General features: G+C 67.8%; 6 protein-coding genes. All 6 read left to right on the top strand.

Annotated elements, in window-relative coordinates; genetic code table 11:
- The first annotated feature begins 122 nt into the window (after positions 1–122).
- The 6 genes from BHE97_RS18730 to proB all read left to right on the top strand — a co-directional run bounded on the left by BHE97_RS18730 (position 123) and on the right by proB (position 7,369).
- The gene (locus tag BHE97_RS18730; protein WP_087625558.1) at positions 123–899 is read left to right on the top strand and encodes a TIGR03936 family radical SAM-associated protein; all 777 of its coding nucleotides are present in this window, start codon (positions 123–125) and stop codon (positions 897–899) included.
- A gap of 162 nt (positions 900–1,061) precedes the next feature.
- Positions 1,062–3,836, top strand: coding sequence for an Rne/Rng family ribonuclease (locus tag BHE97_RS18725; RefSeq protein WP_236757790.1), 2,775 nt, complete (start codon positions 1,062–1,064; stop codon positions 3,834–3,836).
- Positions 3,837–3,917: 81 nt separating this feature from the next.
- Positions 3,918–4,226 (top strand): 50S ribosomal protein L21, encoded by a 309-nt coding sequence (rplU, locus tag BHE97_RS18720; protein ID WP_087625556.1) that lies wholly within the window; start codon positions 3,918–3,920, stop codon positions 4,224–4,226.
- Positions 4,227–4,238: 12 nt separating this feature from the next.
- Entirely contained in the window at positions 4,239–4,493 is a 255-nt protein-coding gene (rpmA, locus tag BHE97_RS18715; RefSeq protein WP_087625555.1) for a 50S ribosomal protein L27, read from the top strand.
- An 83-nt stretch (positions 4,494–4,576) separates the two neighbouring features.
- The gene (gene obgE / locus BHE97_RS18710; protein ID WP_170931506.1) at positions 4,577–6,130 is read left to right on the top strand and encodes a GTPase ObgE; all 1,554 of its coding nucleotides are present in this window, start codon (positions 4,577–4,579) and stop codon (positions 6,128–6,130) included.
- Between the two features lie 153 nt (positions 6,131–6,283).
- The gene (proB, locus tag BHE97_RS18705) at positions 6,284–7,369 is read left to right on the top strand and encodes a glutamate 5-kinase (protein WP_087625554.1); all 1,086 of its coding nucleotides are present in this window, start codon (positions 6,284–6,286) and stop codon (positions 7,367–7,369) included.
- The last annotated feature ends 457 nt before the right edge of the window (positions 7,370–7,826 follow it).

Here is a 7,826-nt window from a genome sequence, read left to right as displayed (position 1 = left end):
GCTGGTATCGGCCTATCGTGGCTCTTTTCGGGCGGTGTCAGCATGAGCGAGCGCAGCGAGCGACCCATGAGGCTCCTCATGCTGGTATCGGCCTATCGTGGCTCTTTTCGGGCGGTGCCAGCATGAGCGAGGACGGCAGCACGACATTGCAGGGGACGCCGAATCCCGAGGCCCCCAACCCGCAACTGCCGATCGTCCAGAAGCTCCGCATCCGCTATGCCAAGCGCGGTCGCCTGCGCTTCACCAGCCATCGTGACTTCGGCCGGGCCTTCGAGCGGGCGGTGCGGCGCGCGGGGCTTCCGATCGGCTACAGCTCGGGTTTCACCCCGCATCCCAAGATCTCCTATGCCGGTGCCTCGCCCACGGGGGCGGCGAGTGAGGCGGAGTATCTCGAGATCGGTGTGACTAGGCCGTTGACCCCGGAGGCGGTGCGCAGCAGCCTCGACGAGGCGCTCCCCGAAGGCTTGGACGTGCTGGACGTCGTCGTCGCCACGCCCGGTGCCTTGGCCGACCGGCTCGAGGGGAGCCGGTGGAGCATCCGGCTGCCGGGGCTGTCTGTTGACGAGGTCGAGGGACCGGTCGAGGCCCTGTTATCGCGCGAGGAACTGCTGGTCGAGCGGATGATGAAGAAGGGCCCGCGCACCTTCGATATCCGTGCCTCCATCGTGTCGTTGGCCACTGAGGCCGATCCCGATGATGCGACGTGTGCGATACTGGACCTGGTCGTGCGGCACGGCACACCGTCCGTGCGACCGGACGACGTACTCGTCGGTCTGCGCTCCGAGTGTGGACTGGGCACCGGGTTGACACCCGTGGCGACTCGCCTGGCCCAGGGCCCGCTCGATGTGACGACCGGCTCGGTCGGCGATCCTCTCGCTCACGACCGCGACGCTTCCTGACCGGAAGCCGACCGCGGCGGGCCGAGGAGATCGTCGTCGTGACAGGCCGGACGGCGTCCCTCGATGTTCACGCATCGGGATCACGACAGACTTGTCGGTCCTTGGCGGACCGTTGACCCCAGGCCCGGGGTACGCATGGCGTGTCCGGGCGAAGGAGAGCACATGCTCGACGATGACAACGACACTTCGACCACGCCCGTGCCCCCGACGCCGGATGAACAGTCTGCGGAGCCGGGTGGTGAGAGTTCCGCTTCTACCACTCGGCGCCGGGCGGCCGGTCGCGCCGCCGGACCACCCTCGGCGCTGAGCATCGATATCTTCGCGGCACCGTCCGCCCGGGCGGTGCCGGAGCCCGCGGTGAAGGCCGATGAGGACGAGCCGGAGGCTGAGAAGCAGGAGGGTTCGGCCTCCGCCAAGGCGGCCGCGACCGCGGCGATGTTCCAGGCTCCGCCGGCGGAGCTCGCCCCGCCCAAGCCCAAGCCCGCTCTTGAGCCGCAGTCGTCCGATGAGGACGATGATGCCGATGACGAGCAGCCCAAGCGCCGTCGTCGCAGCCGCGGAGGCCGTCGCCGCCGTAAGGGGGGAGACGACGCCGAGGACACGGCGGACGAGTCAGACTCCTCCGATGACAGCGCCGATGACGCGGATGACTCCGATGACGACAATGGCAATGACAACGGCTCGGGCAGTCGTCGTCGCCGCCGCCGTGCTCGTGCGGGTGAGGACGCGGACAAGTCGCCCGATGATCCAGAGAACACCGTCGTCAAGGTTCGCGAGGGACGCAGCGCCGAGGACGAGATCACGGGTGTCACCGGGTCCACGCGCCTGGAGGCCAAGAAGCAGCGCCGCCGCGAGGGCCGGGAGGCCGGCCGACGTCGTGCTCCTATCGTCTCCGAGGCCGAGTTCCTCGCCCGACGTGAGTCGGTCACCCGCGAGATGGTGGTGCGCCAGCGCGACGATTACACGCAGATCGCGGTCCTGGAGGACCGCGTCCTGGTCGAGCACTATGTGGCGCGCGAGTCGCAGGTCTCGATCATCGGCAATGTCTACCTCGGCCGCGTCCAGAATGTCCTGCCGAGCATGGAGGCCGCCTTCGTCGACATCGGAGCGGGCCGCAATGCGGTGATCTACGCCGGTGAGGTCGACTGGTCGGGTGTCGAGAACGGCAAGCAGCGCAAGATCGAGGACGCACTGCAGCCCGGTCAGACGGTGCTCGTGCAGGTCACCAAGGATCCGATCGGGCAGAAGGGCGCCCGGCTGACCAGCCAGATCAGCCTCGCCGGACGCTTCCTGGTCTACGTGCCCGGCGGCGGCAGCAACGGCATCAGCCGCAAGCTCCCCGATGCGGAGCGCTCGCGGCTGAAGGGCCTGCTCAAGGAGGTCCTGCCCGAGAATGCGAGCGTCATCGTGCGCACGGCCGCCGAGGGCGCGACCGAGGACCAGCTCACGCGCGATGTGCAGGCGCTGAGCGCGCGCTGGGAGGATATCGAGCGCAAGTCCCAGGGTGGAGGCTCGGCGCCCACGCTGCTGTACTCCGAGCCCGACCTGATGATCAAGGTCGTCCGTGACCTGTTCAACGAGGACTTCGCCAAGCTCGTCGTCCAGGGCGACGACGCCTGGGACATGGTGCACGGCTACGTCGAGCACGTGGCACCCGATCTGGAGGACCGGCTCGAGCGCTGGACCCGGGACGGCGATGTCTTCAGCGAGTACCGGCTCGACGAGCAGATCCACAAGGCGCTCGATCGCAAGGTGCATCTGCCGTCGGGCGGATCGCTCGTCATCGACCGCACCGAGGCGATGACGGTCGTCGACGTCAATACCGGCAAGTTCACCGGCTCGGGTGGGAACCTCGAGGAGACGGTCACCAAGAACAATCTGGAGGCGGCCGAGGAGATCGTCCGTCAGCTCCGGTTGCGCGATATCGGCGGCATCATCGTCGTCGACTTCATCGACATGGTCCTGGAGAGCAACCGCGACCTGGTCCTGCGCCGGCTCGTGGAGTGCCTGGGCCGTGACCGCACGCGCCACCAGGTCGCCGAGGTCACGTCGCTCGGGCTCGTGCAGATGACGCGCAAGCGCATCGGCACGGGTCTGCTCGAGTCCTTCAGCCACGAGTGCGAGCACTGCAAGGGCCGCGGGGTCGTGATCGCCGACGAGCCGATCGAGGCCAAGAAGGACGATGCTCGGCGCCGGCGCGGCAATCGTGGGGGCAAGGGGCGCGGCAACGGCAACGGCGAGCATTCGGAGAGCCACCAGCAGGAGGCCGGCAAGCAGAACGGCGGTCCCAAGACGCAGGACGAGGCCGCGTCCAAGCGCGACGACGAGTCCCCGACCGAGACCTCCTCTCAGAGCAAGCGCGGCGGCAAGGGCCGGCAGCGCGGCGGTTCGACCGGGAACGCCGAGCAGGCCCAGCCCGACACCGCATCCGAGTCCCCGACGGATGCGGCCTCCGCCGAGGCTTCGCAGGAGTCCACGTCCGCCGAGACCGAGGACGTTCCGACGCCGCGCAAGAAGAGCGCTTCTCGGAGCAGGGCCAAGAAGTCGGCCCCGGCCGACGCGGTTCCGGAGGTTTCCGCGCCGGAGACCGCTGATGGTGCCGGTGAGCCTGCCGAGGCAGTCGAGTCACCGGTCACCGGCGGTACGGCGACCCGGTCTCGCGGGCGTCGCTCGGCGGCGCGCCCCAAGGCCGAGCAGCTCCCCTTGGACGAGCCCAAGACCGAGGACGCCGAGCAGGTGGCCGAGGATCTCCAGCAGGCCGCCGAGGAGGTGGCGGCGCCGCAGGCCCCACCTGCGCCGCCGGCCAAGCCGGTGGTCAAGAGCACTACCCGTCGTCGCGCGGCCACCCGGCCCGCGTCGGCTCCGGACCCGGTGGATCCGCCCGCGGATGCCACCGAAACAGGACCCGTTTTGACCGAGGACGGATCGGGTCAGTAAACTAGACAGTCGGTGCGCCACGCGCGCCGGTCCGTGCGCGTCTCGCGCACCCCAGACAGACATTTGAGTGAGGATTCCGTGGTGTACGCAATCGTGCGCAATGGCGGCGGCCAGGCCAAGGTCGCGGTCGGCGACGTCATCGAGATCGACAAGGTCCAGGCGACTGAGGGCGAGAGCGTCACGCTCCCCGCGGTGCTCCTGGTCGACGGCGACGATGTGACGTCGGCTGCCGACGCCCTCGCCAAGGTCACGGTGAACGCCGAGGTCCTCGGCGCCACCAAGGGCCCCAAGATCGTCATCCAGAAGTACAAGAACAAGACCGGTTACAAGAAGCGCCAGGGTCACCGTCAGAAGTACACCCAGGTCAAGATCACCGGCATCGAGAAGTAAGGGGCGCGTGACATGGCATCCAAGAAGGGCGTTTCGTCCACCAAGAACGGCCGCGACTCCAATGCTCAACGCCTCGGCGTGAAGCGCTTCGGCGGCCAGCAGGTCAACGCCGGCGAGATCATCGTCCGCCAGCGCGGCACCCACTTCCACCCCGGCGTCAACGTCGGCCGCGGCGGCGACGACACGCTGTTCGCGCTCTCTGCCGGTGCGGTCGAGTTCGGCACCAAGCGCGGTCGCAAGGTCGTCAACATCGTGACGGCTGAGTGACCGTCCACCAGTCACGTCGACAAGGGGCAGTCCGCGCACGCGGGCTGCCCCTTGTCTCATTCATCACCCGCTGAGGAGCACCGATGGCCATCCCCACCTTCGTCGACCACGTGACGCTGCACGTCCAGGCCGGGAACGGTGGTCACGGCGTCGCCTCGGTGCACCGCGAGAAGTTCAAGCCGCTCGGCGGTCCCGATGGCGGCAACGGCGGCCACGGCGGCGATGTGGTGATCCGGGTCGATCCCGATGTCACGACACTCATCGACTACCACCATGAGCCGCACCGGCGCGCCACCAATGGTGCTCCTGGAGCGGGCTCGAATCGCAGCGGCGCCAACGGCGAGGATCTGGTGCTTTCGGTCCCCGACGGCACCGTCGTCCGCGATGAGGACGGCGAGGTCATCGCCGATCTCGTGGGCGCGGGCACGGAGCTCGTCATCGCGGCGGGCGGCCGCGGCGGTCTCGGCAATGCCGCCCTCGCCTCGTCGAAGCGGAAGGCGCCCGGCTTCGCTCTCAAAGGCGAGCCGGGGGAGCAGCGGACCGTCCGCCTCGAGCTCAAGGTCGTGGCCGATATCGGCCTGATCGGCTTTCCGTCGGCAGGCAAGTCGAGCCTCATCGCCGCGCTCTCGCGGGCGCGTCCCAAGATCGCGGACTATCCCTTCACGACCCTGGTGCCGAACCTGGGGGTCGTGCGGGCAGGCTCGACGACCTTCACGGTCGCCGACGTCCCAGGTCTGATCGAGGGCGCCAGCGACGGCCGCGGTCTCGGACACGACTTCCTGCGGCATGTCGAGCGTTGCGCCGCACTCGTGCACGTGATCGACTGCGCCACCGTGGAGCCCGGGCGCGATCCGCTGACCGATCTCGATGTGATCGAGAACGAGCTCGCCCGGTACGGCGAGCTGGCGGGGGTCGATCTGTCCGATCGCCCGCGTCTGGTGGCCCTGAACAAGGTCGACGTGCCCGATGCCCAGCAGATCGCGGATTTCGTGCGCGCCGATCTGGAGGCGCGCGATCTGGATGTCTTCGAGATCTCGGCGGCCAGCCACGCGGGTCTGAAGGAGCTGTCCTTCGCGATGGCCGAGATCGTGCGGGCCCGTAGAGCCGCCTCGCCGGCGGTGGAGGCGACGCGCATCGTGCTGCGTCCGCCCTCGCCGCAGGGCGTCGACCGCGACTTCACGATCGTGGAACAGGGCGGTCAGTGGTTCGTGCACGGCGACAAGCCGACCCGGTGGGTCCGTCAGACCGACTTCTCCAATGACGAGGCGGTCGGCTTTCTCGCCGACCGGCTCAATCGGCTCGGGGTCGAGGACGAGTTGCTCGCGCGGGGTGCCCAGCCCGGGGACGATGTCGTCATCGGTGATGTCGACGATGCCGTGGTCTTCGACTTCGATCCCACGATCACCGCCGGTGCCGAGGTGCTCGGCCGGCGCGGCGAGGATCTGCGCATCGATCCGAGCACGCGCCGCACCAACAAGGAGCGGCGCGAGCAGTTGGCCGCCAAGCGCGCCTGGGAGATCGAGGCGCGAGCGGCCCGTGAACGAGGCGAACAGCCGCCGCCGAAGCCCCAGCTGGACGACGACCTGATGTGGTCGGCGGACGAGGAGTACGACCTCGACGAGGAGCAGTCGTCGTGAGCGAGCGAGCGGTCGGGTTCTTCTCATGCCGTCATCGGCCTATTGTTTTTTTGTTGGAGGCGGTGGCGGCATGAGCGAGCGCAGCGAGCGAGCGGTCGGGTTCTTCTCATGCCGTCATCGGCCTATTGTTTTTTTCTTTGAGGCGGTGGCGGCATGAGCCGTATCGTGGTCAAAGTCGGGTCCTCCTCCTTGACGACTGACGACGGCCATCTCGACCCCGCCGCGATCGGGCCTCTGGTCGATGCTCTCGCGGAGGCGCGAGGCCGCGGTGACGAGGTCGTGCTGGTGAGCTCGGGGGCTATCGCGGCCGGGCTGGGTCCGCTCGGGCTGGGGGCGCGTCCTCGCGACCTGGCGACACAACAGGCCGCGGCCAGTGTGGGCCAGGGTGCCTTGCTGGAGTTCTACGCGCGCAGCTTCGCCGAGCACGGTCTGCGAGTCGGCCAGGTGCTGCTGACGATCGACGACGTCACCCGCCGGAGCCATTACCGCAATGCCCACCAGACCTTCGCCAAGCTGCTCGAGCTCGGCATCGTCCCCGTGGTCAACGAGAACGATACGGTCGCCACCTCCGAGATCCGTTTCGGTGACAACGACCGCCTGGCCGCGTTGGTCGCGCATCTGGTGCACGCCGACCGTCTGGTGCTCTTGTCGGATGTCGACGCGCTCTACACGGGCCATCCGTCGCTTCCCGATTCGGTGCGTATCGAGCGGGTGGGCGGTGAGGACGATCTTGTGGGCGTCGATGTCACGCGGGTGGGCTCCGCGGTGGGTACCGGCGGGATGGTCACGAAGGTCGAGGCCGCAAGGATCGCGACTGCCGCCGGTGTTCCGGTTTTGCTGACGAATGCCGCTCAGGTACACGAGGCTCTGGCCGACGGACCCGTGGGCACGCGATTCGAGCCGACAGGCAAGCGCCGGTCGGCGCGTCTGCTGTGGTTGGCCCATGCGAGCGAGACGAAGGGCAGCCTGGTGCTCGACGACGGTGCGGTCCGTGCCATCACCCAGGGCAAGGCCTCGTTGTTGGCGGCAGGGGTGAGCGGCATCGAGGGCACGTTCAGCGCGGGGGACCCGGTCGACCTGGTGGGGCTCGGCGGCACCGTCGTGGCCCGGGGGCTGGTCAACTTCGACGCGACGGAGCTTCCCGCGATGGTCGGCCGCTCGTCCCGTGACCTCGCCGCGACCCTCGGTCCGGAGTACGAGCGCGAGGTCGTCCACCGGGACGATCTCGTGCTCCTCTAGCGGATCAAGCTGCGGTTCCAAGGGATTTCGACAAAGGGGGTACCCCCCTGTCGAGGGCCTTGGCGGGGGTGTGTAATGTTCTTCTTGTTGCTGAGAGCGACGGAGCGCAAGGCCGAGAGGCCGGGGGCTCGGCCTCAGAACCACCTCAACCGAAACGGTTAACGCCAGGAGCCCTGCGGGGGCCCGGAGACTAGCCGCTGACAACGGGGGGTGCGATCACAAGAAGGCGATTTGTTTCGCTGGATATGATGGTCTAGGATAGACAAGCTGCTTTCGACAGCCTTCGAACGAAGGCCAGTCTGTGGTGTGCGTCTGATGTTTGATAACTCAACAGTGTGTCATTTAGTCGACGATTTTTTGAATTAATTAGGCGCTCATGGCCTTTTGGGGTTGTGGGTGTTTCGATTCCGAGACAGTTTACTGCCAGTTTTTGGTGGTTCTGTGTTTTGGGGTTGGG

This window comes from Aeromicrobium sp. PE09-221 (assembly GCF_002174305.1).
In the GTDB taxonomy this organism is placed as follows: domain Bacteria; phylum Actinomycetota; class Actinomycetes; order Propionibacteriales; family Nocardioidaceae; genus Aeromicrobium.
Note: the sequence above shows the minus strand (reverse complement) of the source record. Positions and strands in the feature narration are given on the sequence as shown.